The 21,131-nt window shown below is 71.0% G+C and carries 19 protein-coding genes; 7 read left to right on the top strand and 12 right to left on the bottom strand.

The window, feature by feature from the left end; all coding sequences use genetic code 11:
* Positions 1 to 38 precede the first annotated feature (38 nt).
* The 5 genes from ABZT02_RS04150 to ABZT02_RS04170 form a co-directional block, all read right to left on the bottom strand.
* Entirely contained in the window at positions 39 to 845 is an 807-nt protein-coding gene (locus ABZT02_RS04150; RefSeq protein ID WP_356014578.1) for an ABC transporter ATP-binding protein, read from the bottom strand.
* Between the two features lie 56 nt (positions 846 to 901).
* Positions 902 to 1,618, bottom strand: coding sequence for an ABC transporter permease subunit (locus ABZT02_RS04155; protein WP_356014010.1), 717 nt, complete (start codon positions 1,616 to 1,618; stop codon positions 902 to 904).
* Positions 1,619 to 2,100: 482 nt separating this feature from the next.
* The gene (locus tag ABZT02_RS04160; protein ID WP_356014012.1) at positions 2,101 to 2,907 is read right to left on the bottom strand and encodes an ABC transporter permease subunit; all 807 of its coding nucleotides are present in this window, start codon (positions 2,905 to 2,907) and stop codon (positions 2,101 to 2,103) included.
* 200 nt (positions 2,908 to 3,107) lie between these two features.
* Positions 3,108 to 4,091 carry an ABC transporter substrate-binding protein gene (locus ABZT02_RS04165; RefSeq protein WP_356014013.1) on the bottom strand — a complete coding sequence of 328 codons (984 nt, stop codon included), beginning with the start codon at positions 4,089 to 4,091 and terminating at the stop codon, positions 3,108 to 3,110.
* A gap of 56 nt (positions 4,092 to 4,147) precedes the next feature.
* Positions 4,148 to 5,014, bottom strand: a complete 867-nt coding sequence (locus tag ABZT02_RS04170; RefSeq protein ID WP_356014015.1) for a TIGR03619 family F420-dependent LLM class oxidoreductase — start codon at positions 5,012 to 5,014, stop codon at positions 4,148 to 4,150.
* Between the two features lie 237 nt (positions 5,015 to 5,251).
* Here ABZT02_RS04170 and ABZT02_RS04175 point away from each other — a divergent pair, with 237 nt between their 5' ends.
* Positions 5,252 to 5,431, top strand: a complete 180-nt coding sequence (locus ABZT02_RS04175) for a hypothetical protein (RefSeq protein WP_356014017.1) — start codon at positions 5,252 to 5,254, stop codon at positions 5,429 to 5,431.
* Between the two features lie 65 nt (positions 5,432 to 5,496).
* Positions 5,497 to 8,763 carry an FxSxx-COOH system tetratricopeptide repeat protein gene (gene fxsT / locus ABZT02_RS04180; RefSeq protein ID WP_356014018.1) on the top strand — a complete coding sequence of 1,089 codons (3,267 nt, stop codon included), beginning with the start codon at positions 5,497 to 5,499 and terminating at the stop codon, positions 8,761 to 8,763.
* Here the strand turns inward: fxsT and ABZT02_RS04185 are convergent.
* The 4 genes from ABZT02_RS04185 to ABZT02_RS04200 form a co-directional block, all read right to left on the bottom strand.
* Positions 8,721 to 9,473: a class I SAM-dependent methyltransferase gene (locus ABZT02_RS04185; RefSeq protein WP_356014020.1), complete on the bottom strand. Its 753-nt coding sequence runs from the start codon at positions 9,471 to 9,473 to the stop codon at positions 8,721 to 8,723. The two genes, fxsT and ABZT02_RS04185, sit on opposite strands and share 43 nt — an antisense overlap.
* A 73-nt stretch (positions 9,474 to 9,546) precedes the next feature.
* Positions 9,547 to 10,698, bottom strand: coding sequence for a damage-control phosphatase ARMT1 family protein (locus ABZT02_RS04190; RefSeq protein ID WP_356014022.1), 1,152 nt, complete (start codon positions 10,696 to 10,698; stop codon positions 9,547 to 9,549).
* A gap of 25 nt (positions 10,699 to 10,723) precedes the next feature.
* Entirely contained in the window at positions 10,724 to 11,374 is a 651-nt protein-coding gene (locus ABZT02_RS04195; protein WP_356014023.1) for a ScbR family autoregulator-binding transcription factor, read from the bottom strand.
* Positions 11,375 to 11,445: 71 nt separating this feature from the next.
* Entirely contained in the window at positions 11,446 to 12,387 is a 942-nt protein-coding gene (locus ABZT02_RS04200) for a ScbA/BarX family gamma-butyrolactone biosynthesis protein (RefSeq protein ID WP_356014025.1), read from the bottom strand.
* A gap of 146 nt (positions 12,388 to 12,533) precedes the next feature.
* On the opposite strand from ABZT02_RS04200, the gene ABZT02_RS04205 reads away from it, so the two are divergent.
* Positions 12,534 to 13,196 (top strand): ScbR family autoregulator-binding transcription factor, encoded by a 663-nt coding sequence (locus ABZT02_RS04205; protein WP_356014026.1) that lies wholly within the window; start codon positions 12,534 to 12,536, stop codon positions 13,194 to 13,196.
* A 76-nt stretch (positions 13,197 to 13,272) separates the two neighbouring features.
* On the opposite strand, the gene ABZT02_RS04210 is transcribed toward ABZT02_RS04205, so the two are convergent.
* On the bottom strand, positions 13,273 to 15,057 hold the full coding sequence (locus ABZT02_RS04210; protein WP_356014028.1) for a S8 family serine peptidase: 1,785 nt from the start codon (positions 15,055 to 15,057) through the stop codon (positions 13,273 to 13,275).
* Between the two features lie 369 nt (positions 15,058 to 15,426).
* Here ABZT02_RS04210 and ABZT02_RS04215 point away from each other — a divergent pair, with 369 nt between their 5' ends.
* Entirely contained in the window at positions 15,427 to 16,362 is a 936-nt protein-coding gene (locus ABZT02_RS04215; protein ID WP_356014030.1) for a lytic polysaccharide monooxygenase, read from the top strand.
* 18 nt (positions 16,363 to 16,380) lie between these two features.
* On the opposite strand, the gene ABZT02_RS04220 is transcribed toward ABZT02_RS04215, so the two are convergent.
* Positions 16,381 to 17,043 carry a Tat pathway signal sequence domain protein gene (locus ABZT02_RS04220; RefSeq protein WP_356014031.1) on the bottom strand — a complete coding sequence of 221 codons (663 nt, stop codon included), beginning with the start codon at positions 17,041 to 17,043 and terminating at the stop codon, positions 16,381 to 16,383.
* A gap of 663 nt (positions 17,044 to 17,706) precedes the next feature.
* On the opposite strand from ABZT02_RS04220, the gene ABZT02_RS04225 reads away from it, so the two are divergent.
* Both ABZT02_RS04225 and ABZT02_RS04230 read left to right on the top strand, forming a co-directional pair.
* Complete coding sequence (locus ABZT02_RS04225) at positions 17,707 to 18,372, top strand: DUF6230 family protein (RefSeq protein WP_356014033.1); 666 nt, start codon at positions 17,707 to 17,709, stop codon at positions 18,370 to 18,372.
* Positions 18,372 to 18,914: a DUF6114 domain-containing protein gene (locus ABZT02_RS04230; protein WP_356014035.1), complete on the top strand. Its 543-nt coding sequence runs from the start codon at positions 18,372 to 18,374 to the stop codon at positions 18,912 to 18,914. The genes ABZT02_RS04225 and ABZT02_RS04230 overlap by 1 nt, the downstream gene beginning before the upstream one ends.
* Positions 18,915 to 18,995: 81 nt before the next feature.
* On the opposite strand, the gene ABZT02_RS04235 is transcribed toward ABZT02_RS04230, so the two are convergent.
* Positions 18,996 to 19,727, bottom strand: coding sequence for a peptidase E (locus ABZT02_RS04235; protein WP_356014037.1), 732 nt, complete (start codon positions 19,725 to 19,727; stop codon positions 18,996 to 18,998).
* Positions 19,728 to 20,102: 375 nt separating this feature from the next.
* On the opposite strand from ABZT02_RS04235, the gene ABZT02_RS04240 reads away from it, so the two are divergent.
* On the top strand, positions 20,103 to 21,119 hold the full coding sequence (locus ABZT02_RS04240; RefSeq protein ID WP_356014038.1) for a sugar ABC transporter substrate-binding protein: 1,017 nt from the start codon (positions 20,103 to 20,105) through the stop codon (positions 21,117 to 21,119).
* The last annotated feature ends 12 nt before the right edge of the window (positions 21,120 to 21,131 follow it).

Consider the following 21,131-nt stretch of genomic DNA (forward strand, 5'->3'; position numbering starts at 1 on the left):
TTGTGGCCTTCAGGGCACCGGATGGTGTGGCGGGACGTTCAGGCGTTCTGAACGCCCCTGCCGTTCCCCAGGGTTGTCTTGGCGCCGTCCTGTTCGCCCTGGCCGCGGACCGCCCGTCCGACCTGTGCCCGTAGTGCGACGAACTCCGGCAGTCCCCGGGTGGCGATCTGGTCCCGGCGCCCGGGGAGCCGGACCGGCAGATCCAGGACGATCCTGGAGCCGGGGCCCGGGGAGAGGACGACGACGCGGTCGCCGACGTAGACGCTCTCGTCGATGTCGTGGGTGACGAACACGGTGGTCGTGCCGTCGGTGCGGTGGACCTCCAGGAACAGGTCCTCCAGGTCCTCGCGGGTCTGGGCGTCGAGGGAGCCGAAGGGCTCGTCCATGAGCAGGAGGGTGGGACGGCAGACCAGGGCGCGGGCGATGGCCACGCGCTGCTGCATACCGCCGGAGAGCTGCCAGGGGTGGCGGCGGGTGGCGCCGGACAGGCCGACGCTGTCGAGGATGCGGTCGGCCTCGGCACGCCGTTCGGACCGGGCCAGGCCGCGGCGCCGCAGTGGCAGGGCGACGTTGTCGCGGACCGTGAGCCAGGGGAAGAGGGAGCGGCCGTAGTCCTGGAAGACGACGGCCAGGCTGTCCGGGACGCCGGTGACCGGGGCGCCGTCGATGGTGATCGTGCCCTCGCGGGCGGGGAGCAGACCGGCGATGGTCCGCAGCAGGGTGGACTTGCCGCACCCGGACGGGCCTACGACGCAGAGGAGTTGGCCCGCGGGGACGGTGAGGGTGATGTCGTGCAGGACCTTGTGGTCGCCGTAGTGCTGGCCGACCGCGGAGAGGTGGAGCATGTGGTCGGTCCCCTGTTCGTGGGCGCCCGTCGCGTGACTGCTGTGCCTCATGTGACTTACGTGGCCCTCCCTCTGCCGATCAGCCGCTTCTCGACTGCCAGCAGACCGGTGTTGAGCAGATAGCCGAGGGCGCCGAGAAGGACCAGCGCCGCCCATACGGTGAGCAGGTCGGAGCGGGTCTGGGCCTCGGTGAGCGTGAAGCCGATGCCGTTGGCGGTGCCCGGCAGCAGTTCCGAGAACACCATGAGGATGAGGGAGAGCGAAAGGCTCAGGCGCAGCCCGGCAAAGATGCGGGGCAGGGCGGAGGGCAGGACGAGGAACCACAGGCGTTCGGCGGTGTTCAGGCGCAGGACCGCGGAGACGTCGAGGCGCAGCGGCTCGGTGTTGCGGACGCCGGCCGCGGTGTTGATCAGCACCGGCCAGACGGCGCTGAACGCGATCGAGGCGATCTGCATCGGGGTGCCGAAGGCGAAGACCACGACGAAGACGGGGACCAGGGCGGGAGGCGGAACGGCCCGGGCGAACTGGAGGACGGGGTTGACCAGCGCGTACGCCCGCCGCGAGCGGCCCAGCGCGACACCGAGCACGATCCCGGCGACGGCCGCCAGCGCGAACCCGGCGGCCATCCGGCCGAGGCTGGGCAGGATGTCGTCCACCGCGGCCGGGCTGAGGAAGAGGTGCCGGGCGGACCCGTCGAACCACAGCTCGTGGACGCGCCGCGCGATGCGGTCCGGGGGCGGGAAGTAGACGCTGCCGCGGGCCCGGGCGACCAACTCCCATACTCCGACGGCGAGTACGAGGACCAGCCAGCGCAGGAGGACGGGGTGGGCGGCAACGGTACGGGGGCGGGACGCGGGGGCGGGTGCGGGAGCCTTCGGCGACGGAGGTGACGGAGGTGAGTGAGGGCCGGGTGACTGGCGCGTCGGCGCCGAAGGCCGGTTGAGGTCGGGATCGGGTGCCTCCGGCGCCGAGGGCGGGTGTGAGCCGGGCGCGGACACCTTCGGCGACGGAGGCGAGTCAGGGCCCGATGACCGGCTCGTCAGCGGCGATGGCCGGTTGGGGTCGGGATCGAGTGCCTTCGGTGACGGAGGTGACGGAGGTGAGTGCGAGCCCGGTGACTGACGCGTCGGCGGCGAAGGCGGCCACGACCGAGACGCCTCCCCCTCCGACGACGCCAAGCCCGGCCCAGACACCTCCCCCTCCGACGGCGGCAGCGGGCACGCCCCCTCCTCTCCCCCGGGTTCGTCCGTCGCGCTCATCGGGTTGTCGTCCCTCGGCCCGCGGTTCCCCGATTTTCCGGTGTCCAGGGAAACAGCCGTCGCTCTCCCCACACCAACACGCCATTGATGACGAGCCCCAGGCTCCCCGCCCACACCACACCCGCCAGGACGTCCCTCGTTCCGTCCGTTGCCACACCCGCCTGGGCGATGAAGATGCCGAGGCCCTCGCCGAAGCCGGAGAGGATCTCCGTGGCGACGGCGAGGATGAGGGCGACCGCGGCGGAGATGCGGATGCCGGCGGCGATGAAGGGGGCGGTGGCGGGAAGTTCGGCACGCAGGAGGACCGTGAGGCGGCCGAAGCCGAAGGCGCGCAGGGTGTCCTTGGCGAGAGGTTCGGTCTCGCCCAGACCGTAGACGGTGTTGAAGAGGATCGGCCACACCGAGGCGTAGGTGATCAGCGCGACCTCGGTCTCGGTGCCGGAGCCGAGGAGCAGGGAGACCAGGGGGATCAGGGCGACGGACGGCAGGGGCCGCAGCAACTCCACGACGGCCCGGGTGGCCGCGTCGACGAGCGGCACGCTCCCGAGCAGCAGCCCGAGCGGTACGGCGATCACACAGGCGAGGCCGAGGCCCAGCGCCCAGGCGCGCAGGGTGACGCCGAGCCCGTCGAGGAAGACGGAGTCGCCCGCCAACTGGACTGCACGGGCGAGGACTTCGGAGGCCGGTGGCAGATAGCTGCGGCGGACCAGCCCGGCCCGGCTCACCGCCTCACACCCGAGGAACGCGAGCAGCACACCGAGGAGACCGAGCCACAGCTCCTGACGCACCCTCAGCCGACGCACGGACCACGTTCCTTCACACCACCCACCGGCCCCCGCTCCTTCACACCGCCACCCGCCCCCGCTCGTTCACACCTCGCACCGTCGACGCTCCTGCACACCTCTCACGACGACGCCCTGCCAACTCCCGCACGATCAAGACCCTTTCAACTCCCAGGCCCCCCAGCGAACCCTCAGCGCCCTCACCGACGAGCACAACCCCCTCACCGCACCAGCAACGTCGATGGATCGATCGGGGTCTTCAGCATCTTCCGTTTCTCCATCAGCGCGGTCAGCCGAGCGATCTGCGTCCCGTCCATCGTCGCCGGATACACCGGCAGGTCGATCTTCTGCGCCTGCGCCTTCGTGACCTTGGTGTACGTCGGCAGCACCGCACGCACCAGGGACGGATCCGCGTCGGCGAGCTTCACGGCCGCCTCAAGGGCCCGTTGGAACCGGGCGAGCGCGTCGGCGTTCTTCCCGGCGAACTTCTCCGTCGTGATGTAGCCGCTGAGCGGGATCGACCCGACGGGCGCGGACGACCCGTCCACCAGGACCCGCGCTCCCAACTCGTCCTGGATGGAGCTGTCGTAGGGTTCGACAACGTGCACGGCGTCGACCTGCCCCTTGTCCAGGGCGGCGCCCATCTGCGGGAAGGGGATCTGCCGGTAGACGGGCCGGCCGACGCCCTGTTCCGCCAGGATCTCGTTGAAGGTCAGCGACTGGACGTTGTTGAGGACGTTGACGGCGAGTTTCTTGCCCGCGAGATCGGCGAGAGTCTTGATGTCGGAGTCCTTCGGCACCAGCACGTCCATCATGCGCGGCGCCGCCCTGATCGCCTCGGCGACGATGCGGATGTCGAGGGTGCCCTGGTCCTGGGCCTGGAAGTAGGTCACGTAGTTCGCGCTCGCGACCATGTCGATCTGCCCCTTGGACAGGGCCGGCAGCGCCTGGAGGCTCTGCTGGATCTGCTGGATGCGGACGTCGAGGCCTTCCTTCTCGAACAGTCCGCGGTTCCGCGCGATGTACAGCATGGCGGAGTCGCTCAGGGGCAACGCGGCCACCCTGACCGTCATGCGGCCGCCGTCCGGGGACGAGGAGTCCCCGTCACCGCCGCAAGCGGTGAGCACCAGTGCGAGGGCGGCCGCAGCGGCGGCAGCCTTTCCGCTTCCCGCACGCCAAGGTCGAAACGCCAGTCCCCACGTCATCCGGGCATGATGACCGATCGATTGACATGATCACTACACCACGGTCAGCCGAAACGTCACCCCTCGGAGAAATGCGGGAGGATCTCCTGCGCGACCCAGCCGAGCGCGTCGGGCAGCGCCTCGGTGGCGACCGGCAGCCACAGCGAACAGGCGGTGAGCCCGCCGTCGGCCAGCTGTCCGAGCTCCTCGCGCACCTGCTCGGCGGACGACTTGGAACCGCCCAACGGGAGCCGCCCAGGCGGCTGTACGGCCGCCTCGAAGCCCGGGGGCACGAGCATCTGCCCCGCCGTCAGCTCCAACGGCGTGGCCGGATCCCGCCCCGCTTCCTCCCCGAGCTCAGCCAACCGGCCCCGCACCTCGGCGAGTCCGGCCGCGTCGAGCCCGGAGCCGTGCCACGCGTCGCCGTACCGCAGCGCCCGGCGCAGGGCCGCGTCGCTGTGGCCGCCGACCCACACGGGCGGCCCTCCAGGGGTGCGCGGCCGCACCCCGAGCCGTATCTCGCCCTCCCCGCGCCACAACTTCCGTACGACATCCAGCTGTTCGTCGGCGCGACGGCCCCGCCCGGCGAACGGCACCCCGGCCGCGTCGAACTCCGCGGTGTCCCACCCGGTGCCGACTCCGAGCGTGAACCGGCCGCCGGACAGCCGGTCGAGCGTGGCGGCCTGGTGGGCGACGACGACCGGGTTGTACAGGGGCAGGATCAGGACACTGGTCACCAGCCCGATCCGGGTGGTCGCCCCGGCCGCGGCCGACAGCAGGACCAGCGGGTCCGGAGTCACGCCCACCGCACTCGCCAGCAGATGGCTGCTCGCGATCAGGTGGTCGAAGCCCAACTCCTCAGCAGCACGGGCCGTTCCGAGGACGCCGTCGAGCTCGTCCTCGTGAGCGGGCCACAGACGGTGCGGTGCGACTCCCAGACGCATGCGGTGCGGCTCCCTTGAGATGAGGGGACAGAGGGTGGTGCACCTGGGCCAACAAGGCGACAGCCGCAGCTCATCCCTTGCCGCGCCACGTTCTTCACGCGCCTCGGGCGATCCCCGGGCAACTCGACTCCGCCGCCAGCGAGTTGCCGCGCCGACACCCGCCCGTCCTCACCTTCCGCCATACGGCCGTGCACGACACGGAACTCGCGGGGGCGGCACATCCGCGCGGGCGGCAAGGTGACCGTCCACCATGCCTCCGCCGACCGCCGGGGTACCCCCATCGCACGTCTCCAGCTGCGGTTACTCCAGCGGGAGGCACTGCGCGGGCTGCCCGCGCCGCGGGTCGCCGAGCCGGACGGACGTCTTGTGGCGAAATTCGTCGACGGGATCAAGTCCCCGCGCCGCCACGTGACATGAGAACCTGAAGACGGGAGAGGGGTTCGGACGTAGCCGTCGAGGTGTGTGCCGACAGGGGGTCCTCGATGTTCGGGGCAGAGTTGTTCACCCAGACCGCTGCTGCCGCCGCGGGCACGATGGTCGGGCTGATGACCACGGATGCCTGGCAGGCGGCCCGGCAGCGGATGGCGAGGTTCTTACGGCGGGAGGACGTCGAGCGGCTCGACCGGGCACGGGCGGCGCTCGACGCGGCACCGCCGGCCCGGCAGGAGATCATGCTGCGGGAGCAACGGCAGGAGTGGGACACCACCCTGCGCGGACTGCTGGCCCACAATCCCGACCTGTCCGGTCTGCTGGCCGAGTTCATCCAGGAGTTCTCCGGTTTCGCGCGCCCGGTCTTCATCCAGGTCCAGCAGGCCCAGGCCCCGCTGGAGCCCGCCCGCGCCCCGGGCGCGCTGACCGTCGCACCTCCCCTGGGCCGGCTGGACCGCCGGGTGCGTGGCCGTGAGTCGCTCCTGGACACGCTGAAACAGCTGGTGGGCAAGCCGACTTCGGGTGTGCAGGTACTGCACGGCATGGGCGGGAGCGGGAAGACGACGGTCGCCCTGGAGATCGCCGCCTACGCGGCCGCGCTGAACGTCGACGTGTGGTGGGTGACGGCGAAGAACCCTGCCACGCTGAGCGCCGGGATGCGCGAGGTGGTGGCCGCCCTTGGCACCCCCGCGGATCTCATCGACCGTGCCTGGTCGGGGCGTTCGAGCGCGACCGACCTGCTGTGGCGGCGGCTGTGTGACACCGCGAGCCCGTGGCTGCTGGTGGTGGACAACGCCGACGAGCCCGAACACCTGGCACCGTACGGCCGGTTGGCGGAGGGCCGGGGCTGGATCCGGCCCGCCGCGGAGCTGCCCGGCCTGGTGCTGATCACCAGCCGCGACAGCAGCCCGACGACCTGGGGGCCGTGGGCCACGCTGCACTCGGTCGACGCCCTGGAGGAGGACGACGCCACCGAGGTGCTCTGGGACCTCGCCGGGGAGCGGGCCGGTTCCCGTGAGGACGCCCGGCTGCTGACCCGGCGGCTCGGTGGGCTGCCGCTGGCGCTGCGCATCGCGGGCTCGCACCTCGCGGCCGCCTCGGCGTTCCCCGCCTGGCCGGGCACGACGACCGTGCGGACGTACGCCGACTACCGCGTGGCCCTCGACGAGCGCTTCACCGAACTCCTCGACGAACGGCCGCCCGGGAGACAGGGCAGCAACTACTCCGTCCCGGTGACCGGTACCTGGGAGCTGTCGCTGGACCTCCTGGAGCGGCGGGGCATCGCGCAGGCCCGGCCGCTGATGCGGCTGCTGTGCTGTCTGGGCGAGGCGCCGGTGCCGCTGGTCGGTCTGTTGCGCCCCGACCGGCTCGCGGACTCGTCGCTGCTGCCCGGTGTCACACCCCAGGAGCTGTACACCGCGCTCACCTCCCTGGCCGACTTCGGCCTGGTCGAGCTGCACACCCCGCCCGGCGGCGACGACCACACGCGCACCCTGCTGATGCACCCGCTCGTCCGGGACGCCGGCCGGCTCCAGCGGGACCTCGCCGAGCACATGAGGGAGTACGCGGCCGTCGTCGCCGACCTGGTCGTGTGCGCCACCGCCGAGCTCAGCGAGGACGACCCGCGCGACTGGCCGCGCTGGCGGCTGCTGCTCCCGCACTGCGACGCCCCGCTGCCCCTGATCGGCGACCCGTACGCGGCGGACGACGAGCTGGTGTCGAAGGCGCTGCGAGCAGCGGCGGCCGGGGCCAGGCATCTGATCCGGCGGGGCTGGCTGGACCGGGCGGAGGAGGTGCTCGGGGCATGTGAGCCGGTGGTGCTCGCCTGCGGTCCGCGTGACCCCGACGCGCTCGAAGTACGGTCCGCCGCCGCCCACTTGCTCCACCTGCGGGGCCGGCTGCCGGCGGCCGAGTCGCTGCTTCGTACGGTGCTGGAGGACACCCGGGCCCTGTTCGGCGACGCGGCAGGCGAGACCGCCGACGCCCGGTACGCGCTCGCGAACCTGCTGGGCGGCCGGGGCCGCCCGGTCGAGGCGGAGACCGAGTACCGCGCGGTCCACGCCACCCGCAGGGCCCTGCTGGGCGAACGCGACCCCCGGACCCTCGCGGCCCGCAAGGGCGTGGCCTGGATGGCCCGGTACCGGGGGCTGCTCGCGGAGGCCGAGGAGGAGTACCGCCTGCTCCTGGACGCCTACCGGGAGACACTCGGGGCGAACCACCCCGACACCCTGGTCACCCGGCACGAAATGGCCCAGGTGCTGCACGAGCGCGGCATGTTCCGGCAGGCCGAGCAGGAGCTGCGGGAGACGCTCCGGGTGTGCGCGGACGTACTGGGCGAGCGCCACCCGAGCACCCTCGCCGTGCGCCACGACCTCGCGGACGTCCTGCGCGACCGCGGCCTGCTCACGGAGGCCGAGCACGAGTTCCGTACGGTCCTGGGACTGCGCGCCGACGCCTACGGCGAGGACCACCCGGAAACCGTGGCCGCCCGGCACGGTCTGGCCACCGTGCTGCGCGACCGGGGCTGGCCCACCGACGCGGAGACCGAGTTCCGGGAAGTCTTCGAGGTCCAGCGCAGACTGCTCGGCGACATGCATCCGCACACCCTGGTGGTCCGGCACAACCTGGCCGACCTGCTGATGGAGCGGGGCCAACTGGAGGCGGCGGAGGCGGAGTTCAGGGAGGTGTACGCGGCACGCCGGGAGGTGCTCGGGGAACAGCACCTGCTCACCCTCTCGGTACGGCACGGCGCCGCGCACGTCCTGCACCTGCGCGGCCGTACCGAGCGGGCCGAGACCGAGTACCGCACGGTCCTCGCGGACTGCGTGGAGACCCTGGGCCCCCGGCACCCGGGCACGCTCGCGGTCCGCCACAACCTCGCCGACCTGCTCAAGGACCAGGGCCGACTCGCCGCGGCGGAACAGGAGTTCAGAGAGGTCTACGAGGCCCGGCGGACCGTACTCGGCGAACAGCACCTGCTCACCCTCTCGGTACGGCACGGCGCCGCGCACGTCCTGCATCTGCGCGGGCACGTCGAGCAGGCGGAGGCGGAGTACCGGACCGTGCTCGGGGACTGCGTGGAGACACTGGGCCCACGGCACCCCGGGACGCTGGCAGTCCGCCACAACCTCGCCGGACTGCTGTGCCTCAAGAACGAACTCACGGCGGCCGAGGCGGAGTTCACCGAAGTACGGGATGCCTGCCAGGAGGTGCTGGGGCTACGGCATCCACGGACGCTGGCCGCCCAGGAGGCCCTCGCCCGGCTGCGTTCCGAGGATCAGGCGCCCAGGGATCCCGACTCGGCGACGGCCGGCTCGTAGCCCGGGAAGACTGCCGGGATCTGCGCGAGGTCCCACAGGGCGAGCGTCTTGTCGTCGTAGAAGTCGTCGGAGTCGTCATCGCCGATGACCTGCAGCGGCTCGGGCAGACAGAAGGGGGCCAGCCGGAGGTTGATGGGCCGCCACCAGCCCGTGACGATGTCGGTGTTGGCGGCCGTCCGGGAGAAGGTCGTGGTGAGCAGATAGCGCGAGCCGCTCTCCCGGAAACGGGTCAGCGCCTCCACCACATGCTGGTAGGAGAAGTGCACGAGGGCGTCCCGGCACACGATCAGATCGACGCGTGGCACGGGCTGGGCGGTGAAGTCGAGCAGCTGGAACTCCCGCCCCGGGCCGGGGTGGTGGGCCCGGTTGGCCGCGACGAGTTCCGCGACGACGTCCCCGCCGAGGTAGGAGGCGCCGTGCAGGTCGACGTGCCGCATCCAGTTCAGATCGCCGCACGGCGCGTCCAGCACCGAGCGGACACCCAAGTCCCCGATGAGGGCGCCGAGTCGGGCGATCACCCGCTTCATGCGCTGCAGCTCGGAGCCCGGTCCTGAGCGGGTCTCGTCGGAGCCCCAGCGGTTGGTGCGGTAGATGTCCGTGAACACGTCGTGCAGGTCGGCCTCGTCACGGGCGTCCGTGACGTCGACATAGCGCCGTGCGTCCACGTCGTAGACGGGCTCCCCAGGATTGCTCAGGTACCGCGGGGTCAATGACGTCCTCTTTCGCTGCCCGTCGGCGGGACGTACGGCAGCCCACCGGTACAAGTCGGCAGCATAACGCTCCTCAGGGCCGGACCTGGATGAGCGCACGGGTCCCGCTGGTCCGCCAGCGACGGCCCTCCGCCTCGGTCAGCGCGGCCTCCGTACGCCCGTCGAGCCCGGTGATCACATCGGACTTCAGCGTGCGCAGGGCGGCGACCGGTCCCGGGAAGTACGCGGTCACGTCGGCGAACGGCGTGGTCGGCGCCCACCACCGGTCGCCCACCAGACGCCGGTAGTTGAGGTCTCCCTTCAGGACGGTGAGCGCGGCCCCGCCGAGCTCCGTACGAAGGTCGTCCGGCATGTCCGCGTAGGGCAGCGGAGCACAGGAGAACGCGTGCGCTCGAACATCGAGCCGCCCGTCGGCCATGGCGTCCCACAGCCGGCGCCCGTACGCCGCGGCCTCCCCCGGCGCCCGCACGAGCCGGCGCAGCGCGTCGACCACGTCGGCGGTGGTCGCGTCGGAGACGTAGTAGGGGTACGGCTTCACGTGCAGCACGGCCCGCTCGATACGGCCGTGTTCGAGGAGGTGGGCGAGGAGCAGCAGATCGGGGATGAGTTCACGCCCGGCGTTGTCGGCGATGAGGCAGAGGGTGCCGACGCCGCTCAGCAGCGACCGGAGCCGCTCGCTGTCGTCGGCGACCAGATCGGGTACGGCGTCCCGCCCCTCGGCCTCTCCGTCGGAGAGCCGGAACCCGAGGTCGGCCCGGTTCCCCCACAACGACCCGTGCAACAGGGCGGTCCCCTGCTCCTCGACCGGGAGGGCGGCGAGTCCGTCCAGCGCCGCCAGCTCTTCGTCGGTCTCGCGGGAATCGAGCTCGGCGAGCTTGGAGGGCCGGAACGGATCGATCCCGCGCCAGGGCCCGTCCCCGAAGTACCCCACGGCGTCGAGAAGCCGCCGGTAGAAGTAGCTCTCCGACCAGAGCCACGGCACATCGAACCAGGACTGTCCCACGTGGGCGTCGATCCCCCACTCGCCCCACGCCCCGCCCGGAAGCGGTTCGATCACACCTTTCGTGCAGGTGTCGAGCAGCGCGTCGAGCGCGCGGTGCTGCTCGGGCCCGTACGGAAACGCCTCCCGCACCTGCCCGATGATCGCGGGATGCCGCTCGGCCAGCACGCCGTGCGGAAAGGAAGCGGGGTCATTGCCGAGGATGACAGGGGCGCCGATGGACATGCGCCGACTGTAACCACGAACACGCTCACCCGCCGCTTCGAGCCTCCTGCTCCAGTTGACCGACCAGAGCCAGATAGCGCGCCCGTCGAGGAACCGGCACCAGCCCCCGGATCATCACGTGCCACATCTCCGCGAGCCGCCGCGGTTGCCGGCCCACCGGCTCCAGGTGCCGTCCCACCACCCGCGTCCCCACGAAGAAGCACACCAGCGAGTGCGCCACCGCGTCCACATCGGTGTCCGGATGGAGGTCGGACTCCTTGACCGCCCCCAACAGCTTCCCCGTGGCCATGTCCAGCCACTCCGTGAACGGATGCCGCAGCGGCGGCCGCACCTCGACTCCCCCCGTGGCGAGCCGGAGCCCGGCCCGGAGCACCGGCCCCTCGACGGACAGCCGCGCTATCCCGAAGGTGATGCGGACCAGTGCCTCCAGCGAGCTGTACCCGCGGGCGTCCACGTCTCCCGCCAGCTGCCGCGAGGCCCGCGACTGGATCTCCATGATCGCGTGCGCGAGGTCGTCCTTCGCCGCGAAGTGGAAGTACAGCGCGCCTTTGGTGACTTGGGCGTGCGCGACGATGTCGCTCAGACTGGTCGATTCATAGCCTCGACGGTCGAACAGATCGGCGGCGGCGGTGATGATCGTCGCTCGGGTCTGTTCAGCGCGTAACTGCCTCGGCATCGACTTGCACACTCCTAGAACGGAAAAGAACGGGTCATGCCGTTTGTTTCTGACTCCCTGTACACGATAACTCACCCTGCGGCGACACCCACCCGGCACTCGAAGACCACCGACTCCCCTTGCAGCGCGAAGACTTGTACGTCGGCGCCGGCCTCGTCGCTCACTTCCATCCAGACCGGTTCGTCTAGCTCCGCGTACTGGTGAAACGTGGCGCGGAACGACACCGCCGCCCGGCGCTCCTGCCCCCCATGGGCCCGTACGGTCTGGCGGGCGGCCTCCAGGAGGAGCATGCCGGGGATGTGGTCCAGGGGGTGATCGAAGAAAACAGGATGTGCGGTATCGACGCGGAGCCGCCAGCGGCCGGGGCGCACGGCGGGCGAGAGGAGGACGTCGGCGCCGAGGGCCCGGCCCACGGCGTCGGCGGGCAGCGGCCGCGGCAGCCGCAGGGCTCCCACGTCGGCGGTACGCCCTCCGCGCAGTCGGCGGTAGACGGACTCGTTCGTCCAGGTCACGGCGATACGGCCGGTCGCGACCTGTTCACCGCCCAGGCGTACGACGGCGTCGTAGCGGAGTGCGGCCGGGCGGCCGGCGCGGCGGCGGAGCTCTGCCACGGTGATGTCGATGACGGGTTCGGCGGGGACGGCCCCCACGGCCAGATGCTCCGGGCGGGTGTCGACATGGAGTTCCTGGAGGACGAACTGATGGCCGAGGGGGACCTCGTACGCCGCGTGGGCGAGCAGCGCCCCGCACTGGCGGACCGTTTCTGCAATCAACAGCGGCTCATACGCCGAGCGGTCCGGGGACACGTGTAACTGATGGGCGCGCGGCCACTGGGCGGTGATGGTGAACCGGTCGGGATCCGTCCTGGTCCAGCCCGTGAGGAGGATCTCCGCGACGGCCACGCGGTGCACGAACTCACGGGGTACGGTCGCCGTCAGGGGGCCGCCGCGCCAGTCGCCGACCGGGTGGCCGCCGACGGCCAGGGCCTGCGTGAACTGCCGTAACTCTGGCATGTCTCCCCCTCGTTCCTCCGAAGCTATGACGGACGGTGAGGTTGCCGTGCCGGTGAGCGATAGAGTACGAGGGATTCCGGTCTGTTTTCAATGTGACCTGATCGAGACCGGACGAAATCCGAACTCGGCGCATGGGAGGGGTTCTTATGGCGAGACAGGAGCGCGCCATCAGGACACGCAGGACGATCGTGGAGGCCGCGGGCGCCGTCTTCGACGAACACGGGTACGCCGCGAGCACCATCGCGATGGTGCTGGAGCGGGCCGACGTCACCAAAGGGGCCCTGTACTTCCACTTCCCCTCCAAGGAGTCCCTGGCCCAGGCGGTGCTCGACGAGCAGTTGTCGCTGGGCGCCGTACCGCCGCATCCGTGCAAGGTGCAGGAGATCGTCGACATGACGTTCGTCTTCGGGCAACGACTGCGGACCAACTCCCTGCTGAAGGGGAGCGTGCGGCTGACGGTGGACCAGTGCGCACCACCCGGTGTCGATCACACGGGGCCGTTCCGGCAGTGGAGCGAGCATCTGGTGGCGATGCTGCAAGCGGCCCGGGACCAGGGCGAGTTGCTGCCCACGGTCGAGCCGCAGGACACGGCGGATCTGCTGGTCGGGGCCTTCGCCGGGGTGCAGTTGATGTCACGGGCGCTGCACGGCCGGGAGGACCTCGGGCACCGGATCTCCGTGATGTGGGCCCATCTGCTGCCGAGCATCGTGGTGCCGGGGCTGCTGGTCGGCCTCGACAGCCGGCCCGACCGCGGGGCACGGGTGCTGGCGTCCGTCGGCAACGGTGAACTGGTGGGCGCCGAGGCGTGATGCGGCGCGGCACGCAAAGGTGGGCCGGCCGGTGCCCTGTCCGCACCGGCCGGCCCACCTGTTCGGGGACGTTCGCTCAGAAGGTGAGCTTCCAGCCGTTGACCGTGCCCGTGTCCTGCGCCGCCGTGTCCTGGACGCGGAGCTTCCAGGTGCCGTTGGCCGTCTCGGAGGAGGCGTTCACGGTGTAGGTGGCGGTGACGTTGTCGGCGGAGTCCGAGGAACTTGCCGCCTTCAGGCTGTACACCGTGCCGTCCGGGGCGACGAGACCGATCACCAGGTCACCGCGGTAGGTGTGGGTGATATCAACGCCGACCTGGAGGGCCGAGGGGGCGTTGCCGCTGCGGCCGCTGACCGTGATGGGGGACTCGATCGCGGAGCCGTTGTCCGGGATGGCGACGGCGGTGGTGCTGGAGAAGGTCGTCCCCGTCGTCGTACCGCCGCCGCTCACGGCCGCCACCGTCTTCGCCGCGTCGGCCAGGCCCGCGCCGCAGCCACCCGAGCAGGCGCCCGGCAGCGGACGGGCGTTGTTCTTGATCGCGGTCTCGATCTGCGCCGGGGTCAGCGAGGGGTTCGCCGACTTCACCAGCGCGACCAGGCCCGCGATGTGCGGGGTGGCCATGCTGGTGCCCTGGTAGTAGGCGTACGACTCCGAAGAGGCCGTCGAGGCACCGGAGTTGAGCGTGGACAGGATGCCGTTGGCGGTGCCGGTGCTGGTCTGGCCGCCGGGCGCCGAGATGTCCACGAGGGAGCCGTAGTTGGAGTACGAGGCCTTGGCACCCGAGCGGTTGGTCGCGGCGACCGAGATGATGTTGTTGCAGTTGCCCGGCGAGTGGCCGGAGACGTTCTCGTTGTCGTTGCCGGCGGCCACGGCGACGGTCGTACCGCGGCTGACGGCGTTGTTGATGGCGGTCTGGGTCGCCGAGGTGCAGGCACCGTCGCCGCCGAGGCTCATGTTGATGACCTTGGCGACATTGGTGTTGGCGGGCACGCCGGAGACGGTGCCGCCGGACGCCCAGGTGATGGCGTCGATGATGTCGGAGTCGTAGCCGCCGCATTTGCCGAGGACGCGCACCGGGGAGATCTTCGCGCCGTACGCGATGCCGGCGACGCCCTTGCTGTTGTTCGTGACCGCGGCGATGGTGCCGGCGACGTGCGTGCCGTGCCAGGAGGAGCTGGAGGCCGGGATGCCCGAGCCGCACTCGTTGGCGGCGTAGTAGTCGCCGGGGTCGGCCGGGTTGCTGTCGCGGCCGTCGCCGTCGACGGAGACCGCGGTGTCGGAGATGAAGTCGTAGCCGCCGACGATGTTCGCGGCGAGGTCGGAGTGAGCGACGTAGCCGGTGTCGATGACGGCAACGGTGACACCGCTACCGGTGGACTTGGCCCAGGCGCCCGGCACGTTCATGCCGGCCGTGGACTCGAACAGGTCCCACTGCTTGGCGTACTCGGTGTCGTTCGGGTCGGCCTGCGGCTTGTTGAGGCGGTCAGGTACGACGTAGGCGACCTGCGGGTCGGACTTGAACTCCGCCACCGCGTCGGCGACTTCGGCCTTGCTGGGGTCGGTTCCCAGGTCGACGAGGGCGGCCCCGGTGCCGAGTCTGCGCTGGAAGTCGGCGTCCTTGGCGGCGGCGTCGGCCTCGGCGGCCTTGTTCGAGGTGGCCTCGGCGGCGCCGGACTTGTAGCCGACGATGAGGCGCTCGGCCTGGATGCCCGGGGCGGCCTCGGTGAGCGCGGCCGGGACGGCGGCTTCCTGGACGGGGGTGTCCTGGGCGACGGCGACGGAGGCCGTACCGACGGAGAGGAGGGCCGCGGAGACGGCGGCGGCGGATATCAGCTTCCGCCGGAGCGAGGGGGAGGTACGCAAGGGCTTGCCTTTCGTGGCCGTGCTCCGGGCAGCGCGGAGCAGCAGTCGACATCGCTTCGTCGATGAAGCGGCGGGGGGTGAAGCCAGGAGCGCGGGGGCCGGCCAAGAGAGGGAAGCGTGACCCGTTCGGGGTTGCCTGTGGGTCAGCTGTGGTCGAACGATAGGCAAAGAGCAGGTCATGCGGATACAGGGGAAACCCTTGATCAGGCCGAGAACCCACCCTCTGCGGTGGCCGGTTGACCGAGAGTGGCCGCTTTGCCCGCGTCTGCTCGGAGGCGAACGAGCCGGTGCGCCGGTGAACGCGTGAGGCCTGTGTCCCGTACTGCACGGAAGCCCGTCGTTCCCGCGCCGCACGAGGAGGCGTTCCGGATGGCCCGGATGCCCTGGACAACCGCCCGCCCCACGAGTGCGGCGCTCGCCGCCCTGACCCCGTTCCTGCTGACCGTGTTCGCCGCGGCGCCCGCGCAGGCCCACGGCGCCCCCACGGATCCGGTCAGCCGGGTCTTCGCCTGCTCGCCCGACGGCGGTTCCACGGGCACGGCGGCATGCCGCGCCGCCGTGGCCGCCAACGGCTCGCCCTTCACGGCGTGGGACAACCTGAGGGTCGCGAACGTGAACGGCCGGGACCGGCAAACCATCCCCGACGGCAAGCTGTGCAGCGGCGGCCTGCCCGCCTACCAGGGCCTCGACCTGGCCCGCTCCGACTGGCCCGCCACGCGCCTGTCCCCCGGCGCCACGCTGACCATGAAGTACGTCTCGACGATCCCGCACACCGGCACGTTCCGGATGTACCTCACCGAGCCCGGCTACGACCCGTCGAAGCCTCTGAAGTGGTCCGACCTTCCGGAGCAGCCGTTCGCTCAGGTGAAGGACCCGGCGCTGACGGACGGCGCGTACCGGATCAGGATGACGCTGCCGAAGGACCGGACGGGTCGGCAGGTGCTGTACACGATCTGGCAGAACAGCAGTACGGCGGACACGTACTACTCGTGCTCGGACGTGGTGTTCCCGGCACCGGCCGAGGACAGCGGTGCGGGGGCGGGTGCCGCCGCCTCCCCGGCCCCGTCGAAGACCCCGAAGAAGGAGCCCGCGAGGAGTCCGGCGCCGACCACCGCGGCCGCCGTCGCCTCACCGACGCCTTCCGTGGCCCGTTCGGCGGCCGGTGCCGTCCGCGACGCCACTCCGGTGGCTGCCGACGCCGATCCCGGTTCGGGTCCCTCCGCGCCCATGCTGGCGGGCGGCGCCGCCGGAGTGCTGGTGCTCACCGGGGGCGCCGCCCTGGCGCTTCGTCTGCGCCGACGCTGAACTACGCGGCTACGGAGTTCAGTTGACGTAGACCGGCTGGCCGTCCGCGGTCACCGGGCTGTACTTCGCGGTCCAGAAACCGCTGGCGGGGCACAGCGAGGAACCGGACGTCCGGCTGAACTGCTGGTTGGCGAACTTGATGCTGTTGTCGGTGTTGTCGGCCGTGCCGGACAGGCCGGCCGCCGCCTGGTAGACACAGCTGACGCTGCCCAGCAGGGTGCGCAGCACGACGGTGGTCTGGATGGCGGAACCGCTCGCCGGGGTCACGGAGACGGAACCGTCGGAGGACACGTCGGTGGTGTACGCCAGGTTGTTCACCGTGATGCTGGTGACGCCGAGGACGCCGACCACGTTGGAGGTGCAGCCACTGAAGGTCTGCCCGGTCAGGGACTCGGTGGCGGTGCCCGGCGCGGTGGGGTTGCTGCCGACCGTGGCGCTGAACGTGGACGCCGTGCAGGTGATCCCGCTGGTGCCCGTCGAGCTGGAGTAGAGGGTCGCGGTGGTGCCACTGGCCAGCGACGCGCTGATGGCCGTGCCCTCGGCCACGGGGGCGCCGCCGACCGAACCGGTGGTGAGGACCGCGACGTCGTCCGCCGCGGCGGGGGCGGAGGCGGCCACGGCCACGGGGAGCGCGAAGGCGGCGGCAGCGGCGGTGAGGGAGAGCAGAGAACGCATACGCATGCGGGGTTGCCTCTTTCCTGAGGTGAGGGTGGGTGTGGGGGGCGCGGACGCACGTCGGCGTCCGCCGTTGCCGACCCGTCACGCCTTCTCCGTACGTGACGGACCGGCAACGGCATCAGGCCGGTGACCGGCCGGACGCCCCATGGGGGAGGGCTCCGGCCGGGCCGGGCGAGAGATGGCGAGCCCGGTACGGCCCAGGGGGGAAACGGCCGATTCGGGTGCCGTGGAGGGACGGACTCGGGCGGTGCAGAGCCCGTGATGGACAGATCGTCCGGGAACGCGGGCAGGTGCCGCCCGACGGCTCGGATCCGGCGCCACGGATCTGGGGAAGCCAGGGAGAGTTGTAGACCTCATCATCCGTCAACGTCAAGGTGCAACAGGGGAGTTGATCATCGATCGACGGGTTTTTATCACCGTCGGAGGAGTTGTCGATCACGGGTGGCACATAATCGACACCCTTTACTCACAACTTGCTTGACCCGCAGCCGTAACCGCCGGTAACTTCCGTGGCATTACTGCGGAGTACGGGAAAGCCCTTGCAGCCGCCGGGGGTTGGAAGGACACGTGCACCGCAGCCACCGTCCGCGCCAGGACACCAGCCACTGAAGCCGCACATCCGCACGTGAGCATCACTTGCGTTGACTATGCCCCTGGGAGCAGCACATGGCCTCGTCCGTCGGCACCACATCCGAGTCCCCCGAAAGCGGTTCCGCACCCGAAGCCCCCGGCAGCACCGCGAGACGCGGGCGGGTCCGGGGCCGCCGGGCCGCCATCATGGCCGTGCCGGCCGTCGTGATCACCGCGGGTCTGGCGATCATGACCGCCGAGGGCGCTCTGGGTGTCCAGTTCGCCATCTCCGGCATGCCCTTCACGGTCACCGCGGAAAGCCTCGACGGCACCGGGTTCGAGCAGTTCGGCGGCCTCGACAACATGGCGGACAACAGCCCGAACGCCGGCGACAGCGGCGGGCAGGTGCTGGTCGTGACCTCCGCCATCAAGGACGCGACCCTCTCCAAGCTGTGCCAGAGCGTCGACCTGGGCGGCACCAACCTGAAGATCGAGGCGGGCAACGGGAAGGACAAGGTCCAGGCGACCGACCTGACCACGGACTCGACCGAGATGTCCGGTAACGCCGCCTTCCGCAACATCGAGATCGGCAACGACGCCAGCACCCTCACCAAGGCGGGCGTGAAGGGCCCCCTCGGCGTCTTCAGCCAGCAGGCCGACCACGTGTACATCGACACCCTGCGCCAGACCAACTACGCCACCACGGCAGGCGTGTTCAAGCTGCCCGGCCTCAAGCTCAGCTTCAGCAGCAAGGCCTGCTGATGGAGGGTCAGGAGCCGGTGAGCGGGCACGCGGCGGGCGGACAGCAACCCGTGCCCGAGCAGGACGCGTTCACCCGCTGGGTCTACGGACGCCCCTTCTTCGGCGGTCTGTGGCTCACCCTGGGCGGGGCATGGATCCTGCTCACCATGAAGGCCTCGGTGAAGGTCGTCCTGCACGTCGGGATGCAGGGAGTGGCGGGCTACCTCCTGCCGACCCTGATGGTGCTGCTGGGGCTGCTGATCCTCTTCAGCCCCGACCAGCGCCTCTTCTACTCGGTCACCGGCGTCCTGATCTCCATGGGTACCTGGGTCACCTCGAACCTGGGCGGCTTCATGGTCGGCCTGCTGCTGGGGGTCGTGGGAAGCATCCTGACCTTCGGCTGGCTGCCCGACCAGGAGGCGCGGGTCAGCCGCCGCGAGCGGCGCGGGCCGACATGGCAGGAGCCGCAGGACGGGCCGGCGGGCGACACGGGACAGGGCGGTACCGACACGCACATGGCTCGGGCCGTGACAGCCGCCGGCACACCGAGGACCGCCCAGTAACCCGGACGTGCGGCCCGCTCCCGCAGCCGGCTCCCGCATCCGCCTTCCCCTCCCGGGCCCCCGACCGCGCAGGCACGCCCGTCACACACCGGGCAGCCTGCGCGGTTCGACGCGTTCCTCGACCGCCGTGTCGCCGTCGCGCGTGACGACGTAGGCACCCTTTCCGGGCACCTCGGTCACGGCCTCGACGAGTTCCGTGCCGCGATAGACCAGTCCGACACCGTCGTCCGTGCAGTGGGTGACGGGCAGGGTGCCGTCCGCGACGAGCCGGTGGACCAGCGGGCGGCGGCCCGGGTCGCTGTCGTAGTGCACCCCGTTGCCGTACGGCAGCAGGCCCAAGGAGTCGGTGAGCGGGCGGAGTTCGGGGCCGTACGAGTCGGTGGTGCCGCCCTCGAACCAGCACAGGGAGCCCGCGCTGACCCCGCTGAGCACCACGCCGGACTCCCAGGCCCCGCGCATGATCCGGTCGAGGCCGTGCACCCGCCACACGGCGAGCAGGTTCGCCACCGAGCCGCCCATCACCCACACCACGTCCTGCTCCAGGACGGTGCCCTCGACGTCCTCCAGGTTGGGCATGGGGAACAGCTGGAGCGGCGTGAGGTCGAAGCCGGCCACCCGTGCCGCCTCGTGCATGCGCGCCGTGAAGTGCTCGGCGTCCCCGATGGCCGTGCCGACGTACATCACGCGCGGCCTGCGGCCATGGACGCCCGAGAGGTCGACGGCATGGTGCACCAGCGCGTGGAACGACACCATGGTGCGACCGCCGGTGCGGTGTCCTCCGGAGGTGGCGACGATCGTCGGTTCTGGGGGCATTCACGTGATCGTAGTCAGCGGGCCATCGGGAACGGGGCGCGGTGGCATGCCCGACGGCCTCGACCGCGGTCCGATCCACGCCCCGCACGTCGAGGGCGGGTGCCGTCCGGCCGGATCGAGGTCATGGGCTGGGCGTCCAGCCGTGACGCGGACCATGAACGCAAGCCCGCCGCCCGCCGACTCCTCATACACCCTGGCGTGAAGATCATTACGATGCGGAACCGAGAAGTCACTACAAGGGGCTGATCACTTGACTACCGGCGGTCACACGCGGTTGGCTCCTGGCCAGTGAAAGTTCAATCGGCCGACGCGCCCGCGTACCGGCCGCACTTTCGCGTTCCGCCTGCCAGGCCGCACAGCGAGGTGCCGCAAGCCATGAACACTCCTCCCCCACCTCGGACTTCCTTCAGATCCCTGCGCGTGGCGGCCCTCGCCTCCGTCGCCCTCCTGCTGCTCGCCGGCTGCTCCGGCGCCGGCGACGACTCCCGGCTCGACACGGGCACGGGCGTGGCGAAGGGGTCGGGCGCCACCGGGCTGAAGATCGCCCTGATCACCCACGGCGGTGAGGGGGACGCCTTCTGGGAGCTCGTGCAGAAGGGGGCCGAGGCCGCCGCCGCGAAGGATGGTGTCGAGCTGACGTACGCCAACGACTCCGATCCGACGGGCCAGGCCCGGTTGGTGCGCGACGCGATCAGTGACCGGGTCGACGGCATCGCCGTGACCCTGGCCAAACCGGCTGCGATGAAGACCCCGGTGGCCGCGGCGCGGGCGGCCGGCATCCCGGTGGTGGGCCTCAACTCCGGGATCGACGCATGGAAGTCGCAGGGGCTCCTCGAGTACTTCGGCCAGGACGAGATCGTGGCCGGCGCGGCCGTCGGGGAAAAGCTGAACGGCCTGAAGGCCAAGCACGCGCTGTGCGTCATCCACGAGCGGGGCAATGTCGCCCTGGAGGCACGCTGCGCCGGCGTGAAGAAGACGTTCGGCGGCGAGACCGAGAACCTGTACGTGGAGGGCACCGACCCCGAGGCCGTGGACACCGTCCTCACGGCCAGGCTGCGTCAGAACCCCGGCATCGACGAGGTCGTCACGCTCGGCGCGCAGTTCGCGCTGGATGCCGTGGACTCGGTGAAGGCCGCCGGGAGCAGCGCCGAGGTCGCCACCTTCGACCTCAACAACGACCTGGCCAAGGCGATCCGCGCCGGTAACGTGCAGTTCGCGGTGGACCAGCAGCCGTATCTGCAGGGCTACCTCGCCGTGGACTCGCTGTGGCTGTACAGGACCAACGGCAACGTCAGCGGGGGCGGGGTGGCTCCCGTGCTCACCGGGCCCGCGTTCGTCACCCGGACGAACGTCGCCACGGTCGCGAAGTTCGCCGCCGCAGGCACGCGGTGACCACCCTTCCCG

The organism is Streptomyces sp. NPDC005402 (genome assembly GCF_040606575.1).
Classification (GTDB): Bacteria; Actinomycetota; Actinomycetes; order Streptomycetales; family Streptomycetaceae; genus Streptomyces.

What these genes read in the sequence shown, in the direction of transcription:
- ABZT02_RS04230 (WP_356014035.1), top strand. Translation starts at nt 18,372, where the DNA reads ATGGAGGGTCAGGAGCCGGTGAGCGGGCACGCGGCGGGCGGACAGCAA.
- ABZT02_RS04165 (WP_356014013.1), bottom strand. Translation starts at nt 4,091, where the DNA reads ATGACGTGGGGACTGGCGTTTCGACCTTGGCGTGCGGGAAGCGGAAAG.
- ABZT02_RS04200 (WP_356014025.1), bottom strand. Translation starts at nt 12,387, where the DNA reads ATGCCAGAGTTACGGCAGTTCACGCAGGCCCTGGCCGTCGGCGGCCAC.
- ABZT02_RS04205 (WP_356014026.1), top strand. Translation starts at nt 12,534, where the DNA reads ATGGCGAGACAGGAGCGCGCCATCAGGACACGCAGGACGATCGTGGAG.
- ABZT02_RS04235 (WP_356014037.1), bottom strand. Translation starts at nt 19,727, where the DNA reads ATGCCCCCAGAACCGACGATCGTCGCCACCTCCGGAGGACACCGCACC.
- ABZT02_RS04190 (WP_356014022.1), bottom strand. Translation starts at nt 10,698, where the DNA reads ATGTCCATCGGCGCCCCTGTCATCCTCGGCAATGACCCCGCTTCCTTT.
- ABZT02_RS04220 (WP_356014031.1), bottom strand. Translation starts at nt 17,043, where the DNA reads ATGCGTATGCGTTCTCTGCTCTCCCTCACCGCCGCTGCCGCCGCCTTC.
- ABZT02_RS04195 (WP_356014023.1), bottom strand. Translation starts at nt 11,374, where the DNA reads ATGCCGAGGCAGTTACGCGCTGAACAGACCCGAGCGACGATCATCACC.
- ABZT02_RS04225 (WP_356014033.1), top strand. Translation starts at nt 17,707, where the DNA reads ATGGCCTCGTCCGTCGGCACCACATCCGAGTCCCCCGAAAGCGGTTCC.
- ABZT02_RS04170 (WP_356014015.1), bottom strand. Translation starts at nt 5,014, where the DNA reads ATGCGTCTGGGAGTCGCACCGCACCGTCTGTGGCCCGCTCACGAGGAC.
- fxsT (WP_356014018.1), top strand. Translation starts at nt 5,497, where the DNA reads ATGTTCGGGGCAGAGTTGTTCACCCAGACCGCTGCTGCCGCCGCGGGC.
- ABZT02_RS04215 (WP_356014030.1), top strand. Translation starts at nt 15,427, where the DNA reads ATGGCCCGGATGCCCTGGACAACCGCCCGCCCCACGAGTGCGGCGCTC.
- ABZT02_RS04150 (WP_356014578.1), bottom strand. Translation starts at nt 845, where the DNA reads ATGCTCCACCTCTCCGCGGTCGGCCAGCACTACGGCGACCACAAGGTC.
- ABZT02_RS04240 (WP_356014038.1), top strand. Translation starts at nt 20,103, where the DNA reads ATGAACACTCCTCCCCCACCTCGGACTTCCTTCAGATCCCTGCGCGTG.